20 protein-coding genes are annotated in these 21,503 nt (G+C 40.8%); 3 read left to right on the forward strand and 17 right to left on the reverse strand.

Annotation, left to right across the window (positions count from 1 at the left end; genetic code table 11):
- Positions 1 to 5: 5 nt before the first annotated feature.
- Entirely contained in the window at positions 6 to 473 is a 468-nt protein-coding gene (locus LFX17_RS20455; RefSeq protein WP_238748839.1) for a hypothetical protein, read from the reverse strand.
- Positions 474 to 477: 4 nt separating this feature from the next.
- The gene (locus LFX17_RS20460; RefSeq protein ID WP_238748787.1) at positions 478 to 783 is read right to left on the reverse strand and encodes a hypothetical protein; all 306 of its coding nucleotides are present in this window, start codon (positions 781 to 783) and stop codon (positions 478 to 480) included.
- Between the two features lie 151 nt (positions 784 to 934).
- Here LFX17_RS20460 and LFX17_RS20465 point away from each other — a divergent pair, with 151 nt between their 5' ends.
- Positions 935 to 2,539 carry a portal protein gene (locus tag LFX17_RS20465; RefSeq protein ID WP_238748788.1) on the forward strand — a complete coding sequence of 535 codons (1,605 nt, stop codon included), beginning with the start codon at positions 935 to 937 and terminating at the stop codon, positions 2,537 to 2,539.
- On the opposite strand, the gene LFX17_RS20470 is transcribed toward LFX17_RS20465, so the two are convergent.
- The 6 genes from LFX17_RS20470 to LFX17_RS20495 are packed head-to-tail and all read right to left on the reverse strand — an operon-like array spanning position 2,536 to position 9,414.
- Complete coding sequence (locus LFX17_RS20470) at positions 2,536 to 3,699, reverse strand: PQQ-like beta-propeller repeat protein (protein WP_238748789.1); 1,164 nt, start codon at positions 3,697 to 3,699, stop codon at positions 2,536 to 2,538. The genes LFX17_RS20465 and LFX17_RS20470 overlap by 4 nt on opposite strands.
- A 9-nt stretch (positions 3,700 to 3,708) precedes the next feature.
- The gene (locus tag LFX17_RS20475; protein ID WP_238748790.1) at positions 3,709 to 5,073 is read right to left on the reverse strand and encodes a hypothetical protein; all 1,365 of its coding nucleotides are present in this window, start codon (positions 5,071 to 5,073) and stop codon (positions 3,709 to 3,711) included.
- Positions 5,070 to 6,578 (reverse strand): hypothetical protein, encoded by a 1,509-nt coding sequence (locus tag LFX17_RS20480; RefSeq protein WP_238748791.1) that lies wholly within the window; start codon positions 6,576 to 6,578, stop codon positions 5,070 to 5,072. Before LFX17_RS20480 ends, LFX17_RS20475 begins: the two co-directional genes overlap by 4 nt.
- A gap of 3 nt (positions 6,579 to 6,581) precedes the next feature.
- Complete coding sequence (locus tag LFX17_RS20485; RefSeq protein WP_238748792.1) at positions 6,582 to 6,971, reverse strand: hypothetical protein; 390 nt, start codon at positions 6,969 to 6,971, stop codon at positions 6,582 to 6,584.
- A gap of 41 nt (positions 6,972 to 7,012) precedes the next feature.
- Complete coding sequence (locus tag LFX17_RS20490) at positions 7,013 to 8,710, reverse strand: hypothetical protein (RefSeq protein ID WP_238748793.1); 1,698 nt, start codon at positions 8,708 to 8,710, stop codon at positions 7,013 to 7,015.
- 50 nt (positions 8,711 to 8,760) lie between these two features.
- Entirely contained in the window at positions 8,761 to 9,414 is a 654-nt protein-coding gene (locus LFX17_RS20495) for a hypothetical protein (protein ID WP_238748794.1), read from the reverse strand.
- 291 nt (positions 9,415 to 9,705) lie between these two features.
- Here LFX17_RS20495 and LFX17_RS20500 point away from each other — a divergent pair, with 291 nt between their 5' ends.
- A complete protein-coding gene (locus LFX17_RS20500) occupies positions 9,706 to 10,101 on the forward strand; it encodes a hypothetical protein (RefSeq protein ID WP_238748795.1) in 396 nt (131 codons plus the stop codon).
- A gap of 260 nt (positions 10,102 to 10,361) precedes the next feature.
- Here LFX17_RS20500 and LFX17_RS20505 read toward each other — a convergent pair whose 3' ends face one another.
- The 4 genes from LFX17_RS20505 to LFX17_RS20520 are packed head-to-tail and all read right to left on the reverse strand — an operon-like array spanning position 10,362 to position 13,574.
- Entirely contained in the window at positions 10,362 to 10,793 is a 432-nt protein-coding gene (locus LFX17_RS20505; protein ID WP_238748796.1) for a hypothetical protein, read from the reverse strand.
- A gap of 1 nt (position 10,794) precedes the next feature.
- Positions 10,795 to 12,603 (reverse strand): hypothetical protein, encoded by a 1,809-nt coding sequence (locus LFX17_RS20510; RefSeq protein ID WP_238748797.1) that lies wholly within the window; start codon positions 12,601 to 12,603, stop codon positions 10,795 to 10,797.
- Positions 12,584 to 12,799 carry a hypothetical protein gene (locus LFX17_RS20515; RefSeq protein ID WP_238748798.1) on the reverse strand — a complete coding sequence of 72 codons (216 nt, stop codon included), beginning with the start codon at positions 12,797 to 12,799 and terminating at the stop codon, positions 12,584 to 12,586. Before LFX17_RS20515 ends, LFX17_RS20510 begins: the two co-directional genes overlap by 20 nt.
- Positions 12,777 to 13,574 (reverse strand): hypothetical protein, encoded by a 798-nt coding sequence (locus LFX17_RS20520; RefSeq protein ID WP_238748799.1) that lies wholly within the window; start codon positions 13,572 to 13,574, stop codon positions 12,777 to 12,779. Before LFX17_RS20520 ends, LFX17_RS20515 begins: the two co-directional genes overlap by 23 nt.
- On the opposite strand from LFX17_RS20520, the gene LFX17_RS20525 reads away from it, so the two are divergent.
- Complete coding sequence (locus LFX17_RS20525) at positions 13,567 to 14,679, forward strand: SH3 domain-containing protein (protein WP_238748800.1); 1,113 nt, start codon at positions 13,567 to 13,569, stop codon at positions 14,677 to 14,679. The genes LFX17_RS20520 and LFX17_RS20525 overlap by 8 nt on opposite strands.
- A gap of 10 nt (positions 14,680 to 14,689) precedes the next feature.
- Here LFX17_RS20525 and LFX17_RS20530 read toward each other — a convergent pair whose 3' ends face one another.
- The 5 genes from LFX17_RS20530 to LFX17_RS20550 all read right to left on the reverse strand — a co-directional run bounded on the left by LFX17_RS20530 (position 14,690) and on the right by LFX17_RS20550 (position 21,401).
- Positions 14,690 to 15,433 (reverse strand): hypothetical protein, encoded by a 744-nt coding sequence (locus LFX17_RS20530; RefSeq protein WP_238748801.1) that lies wholly within the window; start codon positions 15,431 to 15,433, stop codon positions 14,690 to 14,692.
- A gap of 49 nt (positions 15,434 to 15,482) precedes the next feature.
- Positions 15,483 to 16,934, reverse strand: coding sequence for a capsid protein (locus tag LFX17_RS20535; protein WP_238748802.1), 1,452 nt, complete (start codon positions 16,932 to 16,934; stop codon positions 15,483 to 15,485).
- Positions 16,934 to 17,698, reverse strand: coding sequence for a hypothetical protein (locus LFX17_RS20540; protein ID WP_238748803.1), 765 nt, complete (start codon positions 17,696 to 17,698; stop codon positions 16,934 to 16,936). Before LFX17_RS20540 ends, LFX17_RS20535 begins: the two co-directional genes overlap by 1 nt.
- On the reverse strand, positions 17,671 to 18,615 hold the full coding sequence (locus tag LFX17_RS20545; protein ID WP_238748804.1) for a hypothetical protein: 945 nt from the start codon (positions 18,613 to 18,615) through the stop codon (positions 17,671 to 17,673). Before LFX17_RS20545 ends, LFX17_RS20540 begins: the two co-directional genes overlap by 28 nt.
- 467 nt (positions 18,616 to 19,082) lie before the next feature.
- A complete protein-coding gene (locus LFX17_RS20550; RefSeq protein ID WP_238748805.1) occupies positions 19,083 to 21,401 on the reverse strand; it encodes a methyltransferase in 2,319 nt (772 codons plus the stop codon).
- Positions 21,402 to 21,503: the final 102 nt, after the last annotated feature.

Raw genomic sequence — 21,503 nt, forward strand, 5'->3', positions numbered from 1 at the left:
TCGACTTAATCGGAAAAGATTTGGGATTTCGCAAATTCTAGATGTTCGATCGGAAGTGTATGGGTCATACCGGACGTGAGTTCACAAACTACTGACTTCCCGTCGGCGGCCACTTCTTTAATTTTTGCAAGCATACCGCCTACATTTGCCCGACCTTTCGCGTAAACTCGCATAATCATACCGGGTTTTGGAAGTTTTGGACCAGCTCCAAAGGTTCGTCTTTGTTCTTTGATTTCAGATTCGAATTTTAAATGTCTCTCTGCGATTTCTTTCTCGCGTTTAACTTCAGCGTCAGATTTTTCTTTACTGTAAGAGACGCGATTTCGTGCTTTTTTAGCCTCTTCAATTTTTTTCTCGCGGGGTGTACGAATATCCTCACCGGCTTTTGTATTTCGATACGCTTGATAATCTCCGGATTTACCGTGAACCGTAACTTTCTTTTTTACAAGAGTAGTATTTGAATTTGAAAACATAAAATTAGTGTGAAGTTTTGGAAGCATTGATCCAAAACCCGCTTACCTCCGAAATCCCTTGAAAACTTGCTTCGCTTGCACAAATCGGTCGAAAGAACTGTTTGTCTCCTGTACCGGTTCTCGAGTAGTCCCGCAATTCCTGATCCTCATTGTTTCCTTTCACATGAATGGTCCAAGCTCCATTTGCGATCACTTCCGTGATAAAATAAAGACGGTCTTTTGAATTTAGAAGCGTGCTTCCCGGAGCTGTGAATTGATTTTGAAATTCAAGACGTGAAAAATCTTGAAATGTAAACGACTTTCGAGACATGCAAGGAGTTTAAAATCAAGATCCTAATATCGGAAACTAGGATAAACGTACTCTCCTACCCGATAAAATTTCACGAAACCGGGGTTTTACCCAGTAAAAACCTAGGTAAAACCCCGCTTCCGATAGTTTCAAAAAATATATTTTAATATCCGTGAATCAAAAGAACGGACGACCTCGTGGACAGTTTTATGAAAAGAATTTAGCGAAAAGACAAAAGCGAAACGAACAAGACCAAAAGAATATAAGTTCGAAAATCATAAACGACAAACTCTCCTTCCTCGCAAAATCGTTTTTCAATCAGGTAAATTCGGAAAGAGTCGCCGGACGTAATCCAGTATATAACTACGACCAACTTCAACAGATTCGCGACGGAATCCAACTTCGCCCCACTTGGAGAATCCCATACCAAGAATTAAGAAACGCAAGTTACGGAACTTCTTTAATTTCAGCAATCCACACAGTTCGGGTCGAGGACATTTCTAGGTTTGCACAAATCAATCAAAAACAAGGGCTTTGGTTTCGAACAGAAAACGAAGAAGATACTGTAGATGACGAAATATTTTTTAGAATGAAAAAGCTCGGACGCTTCCTAGACAAAATGGGAGACCTCGTTCCTGGTTGGCAAAATCGCGACCACATCGGTTCCGTAATCGAGATGATGACGCGCGATACCTTAACTCTTGATTCAATCGCTTTTTTTCTAATTTACAATTCTCTTGGAAACTTAATCGAGATACGGTATCTTGATCCAGCGACTATTTTTCCGGTTGATCCACAAAAAGGATACAGGGGAGATAAAAGCATTTCTTTCGTTCAAATCATAGACGACAATATCGTCGAAACATTTTCAAAATCTGAAATTCTTTGGCTTCATAAAAACCATTTAAGCGACGTTGCAATGAGAGGTTTCGGATTTTCTCCACTCGAAGCCTGCATACTTGATCTAGTCGCTGTAATCAAATCCTTACAATTCAACCGAAACAATTTCTCACGTCTTCACCCGCAAGGGTTTATTAGTTTTCAAGGAGACGCGACTCCAGAAGTCATGGAGTCGCTTCAACACCAATGGAGAGAAATGGTCTCTGGAATGGATGATTCTCATAACATACCCGTTATCGGAACATCCGTCGGAGAAGTGCGCTGGACTCCACTTAACATTCCAAACGACATGATTTTTAAAGAACTAATGCAGTGGTGTACATCCTTTGTCCTCATGGGACACGGCATGGACCAAGCCGAACTTGGGTTACGACTCATCGGTTCACAAGCAACGTTCTCTGAAGGGAATCAGGTCGAAAAAAGTAAACTTTCGATGACTCGGGCCAACCTTTCTCTACTAACGTATTTCGAATCATCTTTTAACCGAATCAAAGATTTTAGAGAAGAGGATTTCGCCGGGATAATTTGCGAGTTTCAAGGCAAAAACCCAGAGGACGAAAAAGAGAAACTTTCAAAACTCAAAGACGAGGTTGCCAATTGGAAACTTGTCGATGAGGTAAGAATTGCTCAAGATGATCCGACAATAGCGGAAACGCTCGCGGATCTTTACGGGGTTAGTGAAGAAGATTACAAAATGGCCGGAGCTGTTATTTTAAATCCGTATTTTCAACAGAACTTTCAAAGTCTCAAACAATCCATTGAGCAAAATCAATTTTCAGATTACGACGATACACAAGAAGAGTATGAAGAAAATGAAAACGGATATGACTTGGAAAATGAAGCTGAAGAAGAAACGGACAAGGATTTAGTATTTTAGAAAAGATTTAATTTTGCGATTCCGTTTCGAGGAACTCCGCCTATGGAAGTAAACCACCCGTAAACCCAAATGGAATTCGAATCAGATGGAAATGCTCTTAAAATTGAAAAATCACTCCCGCCAACACCATTTGGAGGATACCAAGAAAGAATTTGCATCGAATTCAAATCTAATGAAACGATTCCGTTTCTAGTTTGTCCACCGACTGAATCAAAGTGACCGAAAACATATAACGAATTACCAATACTTGTAAAACCCGTTGTATACGGACTTATTCCGGAAAATCCTCCGGTTGGATAAAGGGAAGTGAGAGATCCGTTCGTAGAATCCAAAATTGCAAAACCTGATCTCGTTTGACCGGAAATTGCGGTAAAACTGGACGTTGCCGATCCGATCACTAAATTATTTCCTACTTGGTAGATTGAATCTATATTCGGAGTGTAACTTGAATTTACAGTCGGAGGATTAAAACTTGTTTTAACCGAACCGCTAATCGGATCAAGTGCCGATATTTTAGGTTTATTTTGACCCCCTATCATTGAAAATGAACCACCCAAATAAATTGTGTTCCCGTCTTCTGAAAGACAAAATTTAGAAGAAAGGCCGCCACTTACACCCCCGAAAGGATACCAAGAGGTAACTCCTGCCGTTGAAATATCAATCGCCGCAATTCTAACCCTTGAAACTCCACCAATCGTTAAAAATGATCCGGCAACATAAAGAATATTACCTTTTAGTAACATAGTCATAATCGAATAAAGCGACCCCGTTAGACCTCCTTGAGGATACCAAGATAAAACGTTTCCTGTATCGGGGTCAATCGCTGCGATTCCATTACGGGAAACACCGTTTATAGAGTTAAATCCTCCACCAACGATTAGCATGTTTCCTGTATAAACCATAGAAGATATGACCGGATTCGTTCCGCCAAGCCCTCCGGATTGAAAATGAGATAGGAGGGTTCCGGTATTAGCATCGATCGCCGCAATTCCGTTTCTTGATACACCTCCAATTGAAGTGAAATATCCACCTAAAAAGAGAATATTTCCGATTTGAACTAACGAATAAATTTCCGCTCCAGAATTTAACGCACCAACTACAACCGGATCGACATACGGTTTTTGGTTCTTCGATTGGAAAAAAGAAAACGGAAGAAACATATATTACAACTAACCCATGTTCAAAACACAAGAGCCGAATATATTTCCACCGACTTTTATAAAAGTGTAAAGATCGCGTCTGGAAGCCGTCGCTGTCGGAGTAGGCACAACCGCACCAGGCCACAAAAAAGATCCCCCCGTCCAGGTGATCGAATACGCAGAACCGGTAGATTCAAAAACGACGTTGATAACCTGGTTTTCAGTCATGTTCGAAAGTGTAATGGTTGCGTTTCCCCCGGTGATTCGAAATAGGTTTGAAAGAGAGCAGTCAAGAGTCCTTGAACCAGCGGAGTATAATCCTGTAAACGGTGAGACTTGACGAACAAATTCAGAAATTGACTTCATTCCGGGAAGTGAAAGAAGCTCGGCGATCGAGGACGCCTTTAGACCCGTGTTTGAAGTAGAATCGTATATTAGTAAATCATTGTCTTGCCCTGGATTTACGGAAACAAAACCACTTCCCCCGTCGCGGGTGAGAATTTGACCTTTTTGCGTTAAGGTCTTTTCTAAAGTGTGAGTGTAATCTGTTGTCGTTCTGATTCCAAGAAATCCGTTTTGTGAACCGATTAAGGAATTTCCATTCCCAAAATTTGCACCGTAATTTGTAACCGATAAAGAAGAATTGGCAGCCCCGGAGATTGATTCTTGATCTACACTACAAAGTCCATATATGGAATAGATTTGAAGAGATCTTCCGGCGAGTGAAAAAACCGTCTTACCGTTTCCAACGATTGAGGAATTCCTTAGAAAAACGGACATTGAGCCACCCGAAAAATCTATTCCGTTGCCGGTTGAACCTGTAAATTCTAAAATTGAATCCGTAAGTGATAGTACAGTTGTACCAATGTTATCGAAAAAGTGTGAAGAGAATCGTAAGTTAAGACTCTGCACATCGAGCGGCCATGCTGAAACTAAAAATCCGGATGAAAAGGTTATGATCGTCGGAGTTGATTTTTTAAATCGGGGGGATAGAATACATTCAGAAAAACTAAAATTGTCTACGGGGACCGTGACCCCTTGCAGTGAATCGTCAAACTCAATGTATTTGATTCCTTTTTGAGCCATGACCGCCGTCGTGAGACTTGACCAGGTTCTAAAAATATTTCCGTAAGGTGACGTCTCACCGGGTCTGAAAATAAAAACGTTCCCGGAATAGGAAATGGAAGGTCTTTGACTTGTAACAAGGATTCCGTTTGAATCGAGTGTTGCGACCCCTCCGGAGATTCCTTTTTCGGAAGAATTGATTTTAGATTGGATCGAGGTTTGAAGATTAGAATCAGATTGAGTTCGCAAATTGGCTTCTTCAGATATTTTTAAATCAATGTAAGAACGGAGAGTATTGTCTTTTAAAAAATCGTTTTTGAAAGATTTCACTTGTATTCAACCCAAACCCGAACACTTCTGTTGTTAAACGCGGGACTACCGCTTAACTGAACGGAAACGATCCCCTCATCGTCAAAGTAGGCGGCCACAGTCGTACCGATTGGAAAATGAAAATACCATTTGCCCGCGTTATCCGAAACGGAAACAAATACAGACAAAATGGAATTTGCTAGACCCGTGTGTATAACACACAATCCGCTTGCGTTCGTCATTCCTTCGAAGTATGAATTTTTAATTAAAGTTCCGGGAGGAGCATAACCTCCTCCGGATTGGATCGATCCGACCGAGTAAAGAAGCTGCAAAAGTGAAATATATTGAATACCGACGTATTCTTTAACCGCGTTCGCGGAGGGTGCAAGAGATGTTTCGTTGAAAGTCGGAGTATTTGTAAGGAAACTATTCGAAGGTGCGACATTGTTGTATGCCTTTATCCCAAGAAAATACCATGATCCCCTTTCTTTCGAATACGCGAGTTCCCAAGATCCACCTTCAAGATCAAGTTGCCAGTCTTCCGCGAAATCCTCGATTAAACTTCCGTTACGTAAAATCGTAATAGGATTTGTCGAAGCGTTATTCGAAACATCTAATACTCCGACGACAAAATTGTCGTCTGGATGGAAAGGGAGAGAGATAGAAATCGGACCGCCTGAAACGTCACAAAGAACTCTTTCGTATTTGTTTGCGGTATACGATGAAGAAACCACGGAGGAATTTTTTAAAGATCCGAAATTTGTTTTCCAACTCCCGTCACCCGCAAGAAACTTTTCTCGGTCGGTAATTAGCGGAGTTGGAACAAGACCTTTTTGTCCGTTTGAAGACAGTGAAGAACCGACGAACTCAGTGTCGAGTGCGACAACGCCCGACTTGTCAGGAAGAAGAAAATCGCGGTTAGAGGTAGCGGAAGATTTAAGTAAACTTTTTATGTTCCCCGCCGAAAGAATCTCTATCCCTGGAGCATCCAAATCCGTAGAAAGACCGGGAAAACCACCGGAAGAATTTTTTTCACTCCGAAGCTGATACTGTGGATGGTCATTTGAAGAAAGACCTAAAAGTTGAGCGTGAAGCTGTGACCTTGCTGTTGTTTTTAACCATCGCCCCGGATTTTGTGGAGTTAAGTCATTCGGTAAAATAATCCGTACCGGATCACTTTGATCAGGAACTAAAGCAAGAGATTCAGTATCGAATTGATAAAATGAGAGTTCGTCCTCTACCTCCCGAACTTGTTTGTCCCGTCTTTCGTTAGCGGGAATATTTTTTAATTCTAGAAGGTTTTGAACCGGTGTATTCCAGTTGGCTAGAATTTCGTTTCGTACCCATTCTAGATTTACAGCGTCCGCATTTTCAATGGGAAAAGCGACTTTCAAATTGGTTAGACCTGCATCATCGGGGCGACGCGCTTCGATTCCGGAAGGGGTCGCGGACAAGATCGGTCCGCCTTTTCCAAGACGAACCCTTCCCCCGATCCCTTTTAAAAGAAAGTTAAAGATCGAATTCAAACGTTATCCCAGATACACTTCGACAAGAATTTGATTCGTGTCGTAGGTTGTCGCAACCCGCAGCGTATTGATTCCACCCGCCCATCCGACGAACCCTTGAGAAGTAGGATGATCTTGGTTTGAACCGTTGATTCTACAAACAAGAGGAGCCGGGTCGTCTTTCTTCACACCGATCGCCGTATCGTCTGCAAGATACTTCGCAAGGATCACGACATACTTAAATGATATTCCCGTTGGAATCGGGATCGAAACAAGGTTGTCCGACTGTCTGATTGCTTTGGTTAGTTTTTGCGGTTGCTGAACTTGAAATTCTACTTCGTAGTCTTCAACTTCCCGCTCGATTGAAATTCCATTTCTTTGAAAGAGTTTAAAAAAAATTCTGTGGATTTCCATTAAACTGAATTTAATGCGAAAAGTTAAAATCGGTAAAAATTCTATTTAGGTCGAATGAGAAGTCCAGCCGGTGAAATTACGGATGCGATCGTTCCTAACTTTTCAAGCACCGGACCTGTATACTCGATCAGTTTTTCTATTCCAGTTGCGATTCCTCCAACGGAGTTCGAAACCACGGGTAAAAGTTTTGCTTCAATGCCGGAAACCACATTTGTAAGTTTCAGCATGACTTCTTTGTTTTCTTTAAAAATATTCAGCATTCCGTTATTCAAATCGTATCCGATCTGTGCTGCGTTTTGTCCAATGTCGGTCGCAAACGTCTCCTTCTTTTTGTTATCAAGTTCCAAACCTTTATTATATCCCGCGTGAATCGAAGAATTGTCTTTTGCGAAATCACCGTATCCAAAATTTAAAGCTGACATTTCCGAATAACTTCCGCCGCTCATTTTGTGAATGATCCCTCTTGTATTTGGATCAAGAGAGGAAAGAGCAGAAGACATGTATTTTCCTGGATTAGCTTCGGAGTCGCGAATTGCCTGAAAAATATCGCCGCCGTTTTCGTTTAGGGCGTGCGCCATTGAGAGAGAACCAAAGATCCCGCCGCCAAACGCACCACTTCTTCCTTGGTTGGATAGTTCCTCCGCAAGACCGAGACGCCTTGACCCGTCCATATATTTACCGTCAGACCTTGAAATCCCGGCGGAGAATTTCGAATAATCGGAAATATCTCCGGAGTACCCTTTTGCTCTTAGATTCTCCGCGATATTTGCAAGTTTTGTAATGTATTCCCCTTGCCGGAGGTTGGAAAATCCGGATGCTTTTGCACCGCCCCTTAAAAAACCGAGGTCTGCGTTTTTGGAATCCTTCCTGATCGTTTCGAGTTCTTTTACAACTTCGGAGATTCCTTTGCCTTGTGACGCCGCAAATTTCATGGTCTCGGAATCGATCGCATTTCCTTTTCCGAAAATATCCGCACCCGTTACGCGACCTCGAATTACATTGGCTTGTGCAAGTTCGGAATTGGAAAAAAGCCCTCCCCCACCTCCGACGTATCCGCCGGTTGCTCCGATCGTTGTTGCTTGGGATTGCATAGAGGCGTGATATTGCTCACCGATCGCAGAGATCGTTTTTAGTACTCCTCCGGCGATGGCAAATAGCGCACCAGCAACGGGAATCGCCATACCCATTGCTGAAAATCCGCTTCCTCTTACGTTTCCACCGGAGTTATCTCCTCCGCCGGATCCACCTCCTCCCCCAGTACCGTTTCCACCCAAACCGCCTTTGTCAAAATTGGCGTGTTGGATTTTAAATTCTGCTTTTTGAACGGAAACAGGCTTTTGTGTATTCAAGTTTCCTAAAGGAGAAAAACTTCCTTTTCCTTCTTCTTCGTCTAAATCCTCGCCTTTCTTTTTTTTCTTTTTGGCGATTAGGTCTTTGGCCGCAGAATATTTCTTTTCAAGAGTGTTAAAAAAACCACCGCTTCCGGTCTCGTCTAAATCCGATCCGTCCGCACCGAGTTTATTCGCATATCCGCTTCCCGAACCATATTTCGTTCCTGCGTATTTGGATGCTGATTCAATTTTTTTTCGGGCTTTCTTTCCTTTATCGTAAAGACTCCCCTCGCCTTTACCCCAAAACTTAAAACCTTTCTTGCCTTTATTCGCAATGCGTTCAAATTCTTTATCAATATTAGAAAAGTCGGCTTTTCCGTTTATCGTAATATCTAAACTTTCAGACATGGAGTTTTAGTTCCGATTCAATTCGAGAAAGTATTTCGGACTTTTTTATTTCACCTTGAGTTTTGATTTGTTCTTTCGTAAACCCGGCCTCTTGTGCGAGGATATTTTCTAATTGAGGGCTGATACTCCCGAGGAATTCCGTTGCTTCCATTTCCTCGACTTGTTTCTTCTCCGACAAAAGTCTCGTTCTCTTGAGGTATTTCTCTTCGTCGAATCGGGACATCGCTTCGATTAGAAATCTCTTTTGTTCCGGAAAGAGATTCGAAAGATTCGTTACCCCTTTCGGAAGAATCCTGTACTCTTTCATGAGTATCAGGTCTTGAATGTTTTTCTCGTCTGAAAGTGCCTCTTTGAGTGTCCCGATTTTTTTTTAACTCTGCATGAAACCAGAGTTCTTTTCTTTTATATTCGTTAAAAAGTTTTACGACGAACTCTTTGTCCCTAATCTCTTCGAAGGATTTTATTTTATGAGGAAAACTCTCGGGAATTTCTTTGACTACGTGGTTGAGGGTTGCGATTGCAAGAAGGTATCCGTACACCGTATTCGGAATCGATTCAAGACTTGCACCATTTAGGCGTTTGGCGACTGCGATTTCAATATCGAGTTCTGTAGAAGGATCGGCGATTTCAGCAAGAAAGGAAAAGTTTTCACTGTCTAAGTTTACGTTAAGAGTCACCCGTTTATCGGGTTCTAGAATTCTCATGCAAAGAGTCTAAATCTTTTACGAAAATCGGAAGAATGAAAGGTTTTAAAGATACATAAGCTACTCCTGGATTTTTCATAATTTTTCGTTTTTTATCAAAAATGTACTTTTTGCAGATAAATTCGAAATTTTTCGAAAGGTAAAGAATTAGGAACTGGAGTCGGTCTAAAAAGTAAAATAATGTAAAATTAACCACTTGCCTGGGTTCCTCGGCCCAAAAATGATTTACAAAGATTGTTAAAGTCGGTAAAAAAGCCGACTAATTAGTAGGGAGAGGACCATTAGTTTTCTATGGACACTCAATTTAATATCCAGCCAATTGACGCAACGTTCCTATTAGCAAAAACCGTTCGAGGACATTTGCCCTATCCGGTTTTGATTTATAAAGTCAAAGGTGCGTCTGATGATAACTTCTACGCTGAGATTTTAAATTGCGGAATTTTAGGTTATGGTCGAAGTATTGAAGAAGCAAAAGAGGATGTAGTCGAACTCTTTGATCTCTTTATCTATGATACTTCAAAATCATCCTTAAAAACGAAAGTTGTACCCTCCGATATTGAAAAAATAAATCTGTTCATTTCAAAATTATCCGATGAACAAAAAGTCGTTTATTTAAGTTCATTCAATCTTCCTAAAGCTGAAGAATTTCAAAATAAAACAGAAAAGCACTTCTCTTACGCTTCATAAATATGCGTTTGAGTGATTTGAGGGGAATTTTAGATTCTCTTGGTTTGGAAATTAGTCCTGATACCAGAGGCTATACGATTGCACGCGGAAGTAAAAAAATAAATTTTCTTATCCGTCGAACTTTTGAAAACGGAACCGAACTTAAATGTCCGATTTCGTTTTACATAGAAAGCGATCCAATTGTTCCGGATAACGTCCAATCTAAAATTCGTAATGCTCTTATGATTACCGACGATTGGAAATTAAAGCAATAGAAGCGTTTAATTAAACGCCTCCATCGGTTCCCAGTCTACAAGTTCAAATTCAAGTTCTCTCGCAGACATTTCATTATTCACGATACTAAACCCTTCCGTGTTTACCGCACCGATCAAAAGCCCGACTCGTTTTCCGGTTCTTTTGTCAATTACGAGAATATCATAAAGGTCGTCTGCGTGATCGTCCGAATAAGTGTCGATTTTTACAACACCCTCTTGAGGAGTCGTGAGGATATGAAACTCCCCCGATGCGGTGCCCTGCCAATCAAGGGACTTTAAACCTTTCGGTTTTCGTACTCCAAGGGCTTGAATTCTTTCGACGTGGTTGTTTATGTTCACACGGATTGACTTCATAAACCCGACAGCTTGCCCGTTTATTTTTACAATCGCGTCGTTACCTGTTAGAATGTTTGGATTCGGTCTTGAACTTTTAGCCACGTTACTCGCCCTTGCCGACGCCCCTGACGACGTCTAATTGCAAGAGGAAGAACATGAAATTGATCGGCGTAACGATCAGCCCATTTGGAAAAACGAAATAGAGAACGTCACCATCCCGACGAATATCAAAATTTTCGTCGAACGCGTCCTCGCCTGTATAAATGTTACGTGTAAGCCAACCAAATTGAGTGATATACACGTTCCGGAATCGTTGCGTAACTGCTGTTCGTATATCTGCGTCGGTGAGATTGGTTCCAAGTGCGTTCGGATCGGTTGGAACTTCTCCTGTGAAAGTTACGTTTAACCACTCCCGAAAATCTTTAACCAGTGCAAGAGCAGTGCAAACAGTTGAGGCTTGGTTTTTGATAAGGTTTTGCGCTTGGTACGAAGTAAGTGCGAACTCGATCTTAAACGGTCCATTATTCGGTTTACGAGTGACTACAAGCCCACCCGCGCGTAAAACTTTCTTGATTTGAGTTTTTGAAAGAATCTCCGGAGCATCGACAATATTCAGATCTTTGTAAGTCGCGGTTTCACGAACGTTACCGGATGCTTTGATTGCGTTATGAAGAACCGCAAGCATCCACCCCGGATATGTTTTTAAAGTTACACGGTCAGCCTGGTAACGGGTTACAGGAGAAAGCCCGAGAACCATGTATTCGGAGTTCGTGGTCTTTATATCGTCGATTCTTTGATCGATCGTTTTAGAAGAGTCAAGACCGGCACCGCCGAATCTTTCGTCTGAACCTTCCGGAGAATTTCCGACCGCGAGTTTGTCCGCGAGATACAACCGAACCGTTTCGAGAGACGTACAAACGTTTACATAGAACCCTTTGGCGACCTCGGTTTCAAAAACCGTATCGATCGCGTTTAGATAGTCTTGTGCAGTGGAGACCCCGGTCGTTCCACCTGTGAGATATGTAAATGAAAGAGTGTCCGAAAGAGGTTTTCTTTCGGGGGTTGAAACAATTTCTGCGAGTCCGTTCGTAAGAAAAAAAGTTTCCTGCCAGTAAAGAAGAGATCTTAAAACGACAGGAGCCGACTTAACATCTTGGTTTTCGTTTTCTGCAATGTAATCAAGGGAAGAAGTTTTTCGATCGGGTTGTGAAAGTAAAGTCGCAGAATATCCGGGTTTCGAATTGATAAAACCGACGAGTTCTAAAAGAGTCGGATAATCTTTAACCGGAACTACAAGATCACCACTTCCATCGGTGGCCGCACTCCCCGAAAGAATAATTCGAATCTCATTTCCATTTACGGAAAGAGTCGCGTTCGAAGCATTTCCCGTGTATTGAATTCGAACTTCGTTAGCTTCTATGGGTGCGGAGTTTACAATCCCATCTTTGTCACCTACTTGGATAACGGTTCCGCCGTTAGTTATTCGAAACCTGATTTGATTTCCCCGCGGACCGGGAATACTAGCCTTTAAGACATTCTGAATTCCTGATATAGCAGTTGGAGCGTTTGCGTTTGCCGTGACGTTCTTCGAAATATTCAGCGCGCGAATGAGTTGAGGACCGTTCGCGAATCTTGTATCTTTGGAAGGAGAAAACGCGTTTATTACCGCGTCTGCCAAGTCACCGGAAACAAAGACCGATCTTACTTCGTCTGGTCCACTGAATTCTTGAAATCTTTTTGTAATCGGAAGGTTTGAATCGTTTGAATCAAACCCGTTGTCGGCCGGACCGATTAAAATGAGCGTTGTGAAGTCCGGAGATATTCCGGTGGATTCCGGTTTAGTGCGAAAGGCACCCCTCGCACCCGGTTGAATGTATCCTCTCCCTAAAAACTCAGCTTCTCTTACGCCCAAACACAACCTCCCAAACCTGCTCAAAGGAGCGGTTAGGAATTGCGTTTAGTTCACGGTAAAAGAATGAGCGAAACCGGTCTGAGATCGGTTTGCCGAGTTCTGATTCTTTTTTCAAAAGAAATTCTTCTGGAGTTTCTTTTCTTAAAAGGTTTTGAGGAGGTTTCTCCTTTCCTTTAAGGTTTAGTTCTTGATCCAAGTGACAAGTCCTTGAACCCAAAATTATTTTCAAATCGGGTTCTGCTGTTTCGCAAACTTACATCGAATTTCACTTTATCGGGAAAAAGAAAGGCCGGTTTTGTTCTAAAGATCGATTTTGTCTGAACGATTCTTACCCGAATTTCAAAACCCCAGAAAGGCTCGGCGAAATCGGTGGTTGTTAAATTTGGCTCAGTATCTTCCGGAAGAAATACGGACGTTCCGGGATAAAGGATCGGAAGATCGTTTGCAAGCAGTAGAGTTGTTGCAAGGGAGGAGTCGTAAAGGAACTGATTTATTTTTCTTCCTGCGTTTCCGGTTACAAATCCGGTTATGATTACGTCAGATTCGCAATTGAATTGAAGTTGTTGGATTTGTTTTTGTCTTGAGAATGAATCAAGAAAGGCTTTCGAAGAAAGTCTTTTTGAATCCGGAAGTTCCGCGATTTTCTCCAAATGCTGTATAAACGTTTCAGAATTTTTGAAGTGATGTTCATTCAGACCTAAGAATTGAGTGTGTTTTTCGGTCGCGCACTCGACACCAATTTTAGGAAATTTGGTATTCGGACCTTTAGACGAAACTCCTTCTTGATAAAGCGGGTGTCCGTGTGAGATCGGAACGTTTAAGTTTCTTTCTTCGATTCCGGTTAAAGGAAGGTAATTCCTAAAATACTCGACCACTACGTCTTCCGGTGGAGCTGGATAAGTGAAAAGAATCGCTCCATTATCGCGTCCGTCTTGACGTCTTTGTTCCTCTTCACGAATTGAAATGTCCATTGAAAACAGACACTTTCAAATATTTAGAAATCGGAAAAGAGGGAAGTTTAGTGAATTGCCAAAATGGACATTATCTCATTTTATTATCTATATGAAATTTAAAATTTTTCTCAAGTTCACGAGTTTACTCATTTCCATTTTCCTTATCATTGAATGTAAACATCCTACCACCGAAATGAACCGTGGAATCATTATCGATATAAATGGGATTTCGTTATTAGAAGAACCGAATAGAGACTCAAAGGAAATAAGAAAAATCCTAATTGGGAATTATGTTAAAATTTTGGAAGAACAACCAAAAGAGTCTCGCGAATCTTGGATAAAAATTGAGAAAGATTCACAGATTGGTTGGATTTTGGTAAATCCTTATAATTTTAAAAAAACAAAATCTTTATTGAACGACCTATTCGTTTCTAATTTAGAGGGAGCTAATATTTTTGAATCTCCATTTCATAAATCGAAAGTGATTGGAGTTCTTCCCTACGGGAAAAAAATTACCTTTGATGCAGAAGGATTTCAATCTGAACGAGATGGATATTTTTATAATCATGTAAAAGTCGACACCGTTCAAGGGTTTGTCCAAGAAAATGATTTTACAACAGTTCATTATTCGAAAGAAGAAATTCAAAAAGCCCCTTTCGTCGGAATGACATATTTACACGAGATTCCTAACTGCAAAACGGAAATCGGTACACTCATGCAAATCAAAGGAGAGCCATACGAAGATAACTACACCATAGATCAGATTCGTTGTAATCAAAAGCTTTATATTATTTTCAATGAGACTTTGAGACATGTAACAAACAATCCAGAAAATTACATTTTGAATGTAATAGAAGCACACAAATACCCTATGGGAAACGGAAAAGGGTTTGCAATCGATCAATTTGGACCCGACGGTATGATCTGTTATGCAAATGAAAGGATTTTACAAGTCTCCTATGTAGACTTAAAGAAGGGCGTTCCCGAAGATGACAACAAGGGAAATATAATTTATAAAAATGTGATTATAAAATCATGGATTTTTGATAAGAATACGAATTCCCTAATTGAAAAAACTTTTCCTTCATCTAAGTGTGTAACTTTGAAAGACCCTATAGATTAAATAATATTTCCTAACGTTTCTTTTTACTAAGTAGTTCCCGAATCAAATCCTTTGTATCAGCGGCAACCGCGCTTTTGAATTGTTTTGATTTAAAGGCGCGTTCAACGTCTTCTTTGACTCCAGAGAATACTTTTTGAGCCTGAATCACTGGTTGAAAAAAATCTCGACTGAAATTGTTTACTACAACGAATTTTACGAATGATCTTTGAACGTTTCCGTTCTTGTATACCTGTTCTCTTGCAAAAACGTTTCCCTTACCGGTCATTCCGGGATCTCTTCGATACTTGTATTTGTTTCGGGTAACCATTTGACCATGTGCATTTGCTTCTTTGTAAGTTCCGGTCTTTATTAAAACCGAATTGATTTCGTTGTGTTGCGGAGAAACGGGAGTCCCGTTTTCGTTTTTAAAAATTGGAACGATAACATAAGGACCGTGTGGTCCCATTCTCGCACGACTCCCACCGAGTAACGCCGGACGCATATCGTAACGACCTCTTCCATTTTCAATGACTTTCATATAATTGTATTTTCCCTTGTTTGGATGAATGACACGAAAACCACCCGGAACTTTTTTTAGAAGAATTCCCCCTCCCCCTCCTGCACGATTCGACATAGCCATTCTACCCCACCACGAAGGTTTTGCCGATAAAACGTTATGAGACCAGGAGTCTTTTGCCGCGACCGCGATTCTTTCTATAAGTCCTTGAGTGCGAGGAAACTTTCCCTTTTTGTAAAGTGTTTCGAGTGAAGTCATAAAAAAAAGGGGTGTTTCCACCCCAAGAGTTAGTTTTTTCGATTTTTATTTAGAGTCTTACAGGAACGTTTGTGAATAGCCTGAATTTTTCCGGTGCCAAGATTTGAAGGACATTGTATGCCTCGACAATCCCATACCTCGCGCGGAAATTTCCTCCCGCTCCATACGGAAAAAGTGTTTTGGTATACGGAAGCAGTTCGGAAAGGACGAGGGTTCTTGTCGAATCGCTGGAAGATTTCGAATTGAAATCACCCATAATCATAATAGTCGTACCGGGAAGAGTCTCGTTAAGATCCTGAATGATTGTTGTCGCACCGAGAAGGTTTCGGCTAACTTCGGTCATATACAGAATTAAGTTTGAATCAGGTGCGGTTTCGCGAAAGATCACATAGCGCGTTTCGGGAACTCCACCGTTTCCCGGTGTGATTGTAAGTTCTGCCGCCCCTAGATTCGGAATAGAAACGTTTACTTCGTTACATGCAGAAGAATAGTGTCTAAGAGTTCCGGCACACACTCTGTATTTGTAATCACCGACATAACTTCCCGTAAAAAGGGAACCAGGAACATTATTGACTGGATCGATCGTTAAAATGGGAGTTGGAGGAGCTTCGGTATCGCTTGTCGCGCCCTCGACCCAATCCCCTGCTTGGTTTCTTCGCATAGGAACGCCCCACTCGTGGCGATCCATCCAAATATCGTCATCAAAAGCGATTATATTATCTTTGGAATTGGAGTCTGCGATTCCATAGACGATGTTTGACATCGTTGTTTGGTTAGGTGAATGGCTGGAGTTTTGTAAAACAACACCGCTTCCTAACCGGTCGAAATTCTGATCGTACAACGCCTTGGTCGCCGGGTGCATTTTTGCGTAATTGACCTGACCGAATGCTTTCGTTCTAATTTTTGAAGAGTAATATTTGATTTGATCGATTGAAGGTAGAGAACCACGGCAATCGTGAAAATACTCTTTACCGAGTGCAGAAACTTGGGTCGCAAATCCGTCTTGTTCGTTTTGGTTTAGTTTTTTCTTTCCAAACCAAATTTTACGCATTTGATTTTCCATAGAACGGCGAAGAGCGGAATTCGATTGGATCAATTCCGGATCTTGCGAATTCGTGACCGTATCCACGACTTTGTTAAAAGAAAATCCTTCCGCGCTGTAGCTCACTTCGTTGTAAAGACGTTCGAGTTGTGCATCACGAAAAGTCGGTTCGTCGGATTGACCGATATTAGATGTATGATACCACGCACCACCGTGACTTTTATACCGGTTGTATTCAGCAAGTGTTTGAGTGATCGAGCGTCTTGGTACTTCTTTTAGAAACTTGAAATCTTTATCTGTAGAAACAAGAGCAACCTCAACTTTGTCAAGTAGCTGCATGGAGAGGGTCGCACCAGAAGAATTGAAGTCGATGAAAGGGCTTGCTCCGTTATTAGCGGTGTTTGCCTGAAAACTTTTTTGAATTTCAATGAGTTGGTCGAGTGAATAAGGTCCAAGCATTATTTCAATACCTCTCTTTGTTCATTTACAAACTTGGAAGCGCGTTCCGACAGGCTGTACGTGGATTGAAAGTATGCCATGTCTTCTAACTGGCATTTTCCTTGTTCCATTCCTTTGATGATTAAATCCCCGACTTTGTCCCTGTCTTGGGGAGCTACCTGACTGGTGCCTGATTGAACTGGATTTGATTTTTGAACCTGGGTCGTTACAGGTGTTTTTTCGGTTCCCGGTTTTAATGCGAGTTGTCCAAGTTCGGACTTTAGAGTTTGGAAATCTTTTTTGATTTTTGCCGTATCTTCGGCTCTGTCTAAAAGATGCTCGATCGCTGCGGCAAGTGTCTCTTGACCTGCTTTTAGGATTTCTAATGTGGATTGAATTTCAGAAATCGTTTTTGATTTCTCGATCTCTTTCTCTTCCTCTTTTTTGGCTTTTTCTTTTTTCTTTTTTTCCTCTTCTTCTTTCTCTTCTTCATTTTCAGCCGATCCGAATTCCGATTTAGATACATCCGTATTGGATGTATCTTCGAAATACGCATCGATTACATCGTTTGCGAAGGTTTTCGCATCTTCCTCCCCTACTCCTTGAGCCATTGCCCAATCTTTAACGTTTTCCGATTCCGGTTTTACGGCTCCCTGATCGAGAAGGGTCGTAACCTTGGATGCAAGATTTTGAAGATCGGGAGAATCTACACTTGCCCCACTTGATTTTTGAATGTGATTGTTTTTTATGCGTTCCGTCAAACGTGCGATAGCGTCCGTGAGCATTCTGTATCCTCGTTTAATTTTAAAAAGAGGAGGTCGGACAAAGACTCAAGATCATCGCCTTCGATATAATATTCGTTAGCGAGGATACTTTTAACCCAGGAAGACCTTAACTCTTGTTCTAAGTTTTTAATACGATTTTCAAAATCGGAAAAGATTAGATTGATATAACGATCGTGAATTGCCGGGTCGGATTGAATGAGTTTGGTTAAAAAGGCAATCGTCCTTTCAATTTTAACGAAACGATCAAATTCAGGTTCTTCAAGGATCTCAAGATCCGATTGCATACTACTCGACATACTTTTTTCAATGTCTTTTAAAAAAACCGCACCCTTTAGAAGTTGCACCGAAGTGTCGGGATTGATCACTTCGGCGAGAGGAGCGATCGCACATTTTTTAAGGAAAAGTTTTCGAATCGTTTTTCCGTTAAAGTCCTGTGGACGCGCTCGACCGGACACAGACGCACCCCAACCGTTAAAACCGGCTTGGAGTCCTTTTCTGATTTCTTCCGCGAATTTGTTTCCCGGAAAAAGTCTTCCTTGAATATAAAGTCCCTCGTCTTTGATTCCTAAATGTTGCGGAAAATCGTCGCGTAGTCCTATTTGTTCGGGTGAGCCGATAATTGCTTCGGTTTTTGATTTTTCTAAATCGACGAGTAATGAACCGGTAAGTTTTCCTTCTCTCTTTAAGGTTGAGATTTCTTTCTCGATATAGTCAGTTAGATGGTTGTAGTCAAAATATCCCTGTTCGCAAAAATCCTTTCTCATTTCCTGATCCGCATACGCGGATTTAAGAATGGTTTCCCCTTGTCTGTCTTCGCGTTCGGTCGAGGCTTTAACGAGAATTTTGATCGCCCCTGTGCGATCTTCGGGGGTAGCTTTTAGGATTTGAAAAGGGTGAAGAAAAACAGTATCGGCCATACAAAGCCGTATATTGCAAAACTACCTATATCGTTGAGAGCAACGGAAGAAAAAAGAAAGGACTGTTAAGGTTTAAGCCTCCGAGTAGAGAAGAAATATTGTGAATCTTCCTTTCGTACAAGTATTCGGATTCCAGTAGGCACGACCTTGCGTAGTCGATGAGTTTTGTTCAAAGACAGAAGATACAAAAATTCCGGTTTCTAAAAAGTCGATTCCCAAAGAATCAAACCAACCTGATGGATTTGTCGTATTTCCGATTGTTAAAGAGGGATTTCCGTCGAACGGTACATCGATTTTCAAAAAAACTTCCAATACGATTGAATTGAGAGGAAGCAAATCGCCCACGTTATACGTTCCAAGCGGACATGAAAAATCAATCTCCGTTTTCGAAATGAAAAGATTCTTAATTCTATTTTCCGACGCGATTTCATCGTTAGAAAATGGACCGAAAAAAGTTGACATCTTACTTATTTCTCAATCATTACAAGTCTTGTAGAAACACCCGTTTGAACAAATGAACCTGGACCTTTAAAAGATCCATCTGGAAGTTTTTCAGAATATCCTCCCTCGTCGTCTAACCATTCTCGAAAATTTTTGGCTTTGTTATCGGATCGAAAAAACGGTCCCTCCGACATGACGGCAACGAGTTTACCACCGGGTTTAAGGAGAGAATACGCGTGTCTTACGTGATCTATATCCTGACCTTTTTCAAAAGGCGGGTTCATTAGAATTCGATCATATTGTTTGCCTGAAAATTCAAGAAAATCCCAATCGACTAAGGTGTGACCTTTTAAATTTAGAATTTCACGGAGTGTCCCGTTTTTTTCAATCGTATCGACATTGTATTTTTTCTTATCAAGTAAATCTGCAATATCTCCTTTTCCCGCTGACGGTTCTAAAACATCCATTCCCGGTTTGATGTCTGCTAAATCGATCATTTGAGTTATGATTTTTTTAGGAGTCGGGAAAAAGCCTGGATGTTTGGACCCGATTAAATTGTGTTCCAGTTTTTTTATTTTAATCTGTTCTTCACTCGGTTCCCCTTCTGAATATTCTTTGTAGAGTCGATAGAATTGATTTACCGCCTCTTGTACTTCGCCGGTGGTTTTAAATCCTAATTTTAGTAAGTTATGACTGTTTGAACTCCAATGCCCGTAGACTTTTCCTTTAAAATACAATTCGTATTTTTTTCCATCGATCGTAACTGTTGATTTACATTTTTCAGTCGCAGGTTTTGCGTATACGTTCTCATTTATTTTATGAATCAGTTCAGAAACTCTTCTGTATTTTTCAATTTCATTTAAATCGGTCGATTCGATCCATTCTTCTCCTGGTTTTGGATCTACTATGTTTTTCCTTGCAAACTCCATATCCTCTTTTGAAATGAGTCCCGCTTTGTGCGCCAATTCGATATTGTGTCCGTATATAGACCCATTGCTTCGTATGATCAGATCATTCTTTTTAGAAAATAATCCAAAGGTATTGAATCTATGAATCTGGACTGTTATGGGTTTGTCCTCTTGATTTTCAGATTCTTTATCTTGATACTTAAAATAACTTCCCTTAGAAAGAATGGTTTCGACGTCCGCTTTTGACCGGATCGTTTTCAAATTTTCCGGTAAAACACCTATTTCGATTTCCTTTGCCATTCCTTTAAGGACGGCTTGAACTTTTCTTAAAGATTTCGCATCTTCTTGCATTGCCCAGGCAATTCCCGCGCGTCTTCTTGTAGGATTCTGTTTTGAAATCGGAGGATTTTCTTTGTGTTCGATTTGTGCGGTCATGTTACTTGCAAGATTTCTAAATTTTGTAGCAAGAACCGTTCTTTTTAAAGGATTTGTATCATCGATTTTTTTAGCTTCAATTTTCGAGTTATACGTAAGTAAGGATTCGGAGATATAGTTCTTTAAAACTTTTAAAACGATTGAAGGTTCTTTAACGGGGATTTTGGAAAGGGTGTCTGTAATTAGAGAAGCGTTTACAGGTGGGATTAAATTTTTTGCGAGTGAATCGCGGATTTTCTCTAAGAATTCCGAGTCCTTTGGAGAAAGCGGAATTTCTTCGAATTCTTTAACAATTTTTACTAAAGAATTTGATTGTATCTCTTTTACGTTATACGAATTTACGTCGTGTTTGCCTTCGGCGTTTTTGTTTCCAAGCAACGCTTCGGAACGTCTCTTCGATTCTTTAACGGTGCTCGATACAATGGCGCGAGTAATTTGATTCGAAACTTCACTCGAAATGGAAACGTATCTGTAAGAAAGATTTAGAAGAGTATTTATACTCTCAATTCCTTTCGATCTTTCAAAATACTCATTTGCCTTCTCTCCACCGTCTTCCGCTAAAAGTTTTTCAAAGACCCCATTTCTAAAATCTGATACGTTTTTTATTTTTTCAGGTATGAATACAGGTTTTTTATTTTGAATTTTTTCAGATACGAGCGATTGGATGGAACGAATCGATTCAGGTTGTGAAGGTCTTTTATTTTTAAAAGATTCTTCCTGAAAAAGTAAAGGCTGGTTGTCCTTATTATTTTCAAAATCGTGTAATGGATTTTCTAAAGCTCCTTGTTTTCGTTCGATTAGTTTTCTTTTTTGATTTTTTACCGCTGCTTGTAGGTTTTTTGAAAATGGTGCACGGATTCGTTTCCACGCCCCGTCTTCGCCGCTCGGCTTGACTTTTTTCCATATCGATCCGTCGGAACGATAAGAAGGATGGCCGATTGGCAATCCATGGCTTTTTAGAATTTTTAGGGTGTTTAAAACGGATTCTCGAACAACGGACATTCAAAAAAAGAATGTCCGCTATTTTACCGTATCGGGAAGAGAATTATCCGGCGAGTTTGATTTTCGGCCGTATTGATCTCATAGGAGTATAGAAGAAGGTTT

This window comes from Leptospira sanjuanensis, from assembly GCF_022267375.1.
GTDB classification, from domain to species: Bacteria; Spirochaetota; Leptospiria; order Leptospirales; family Leptospiraceae; genus Leptospira; species Leptospira sanjuanensis.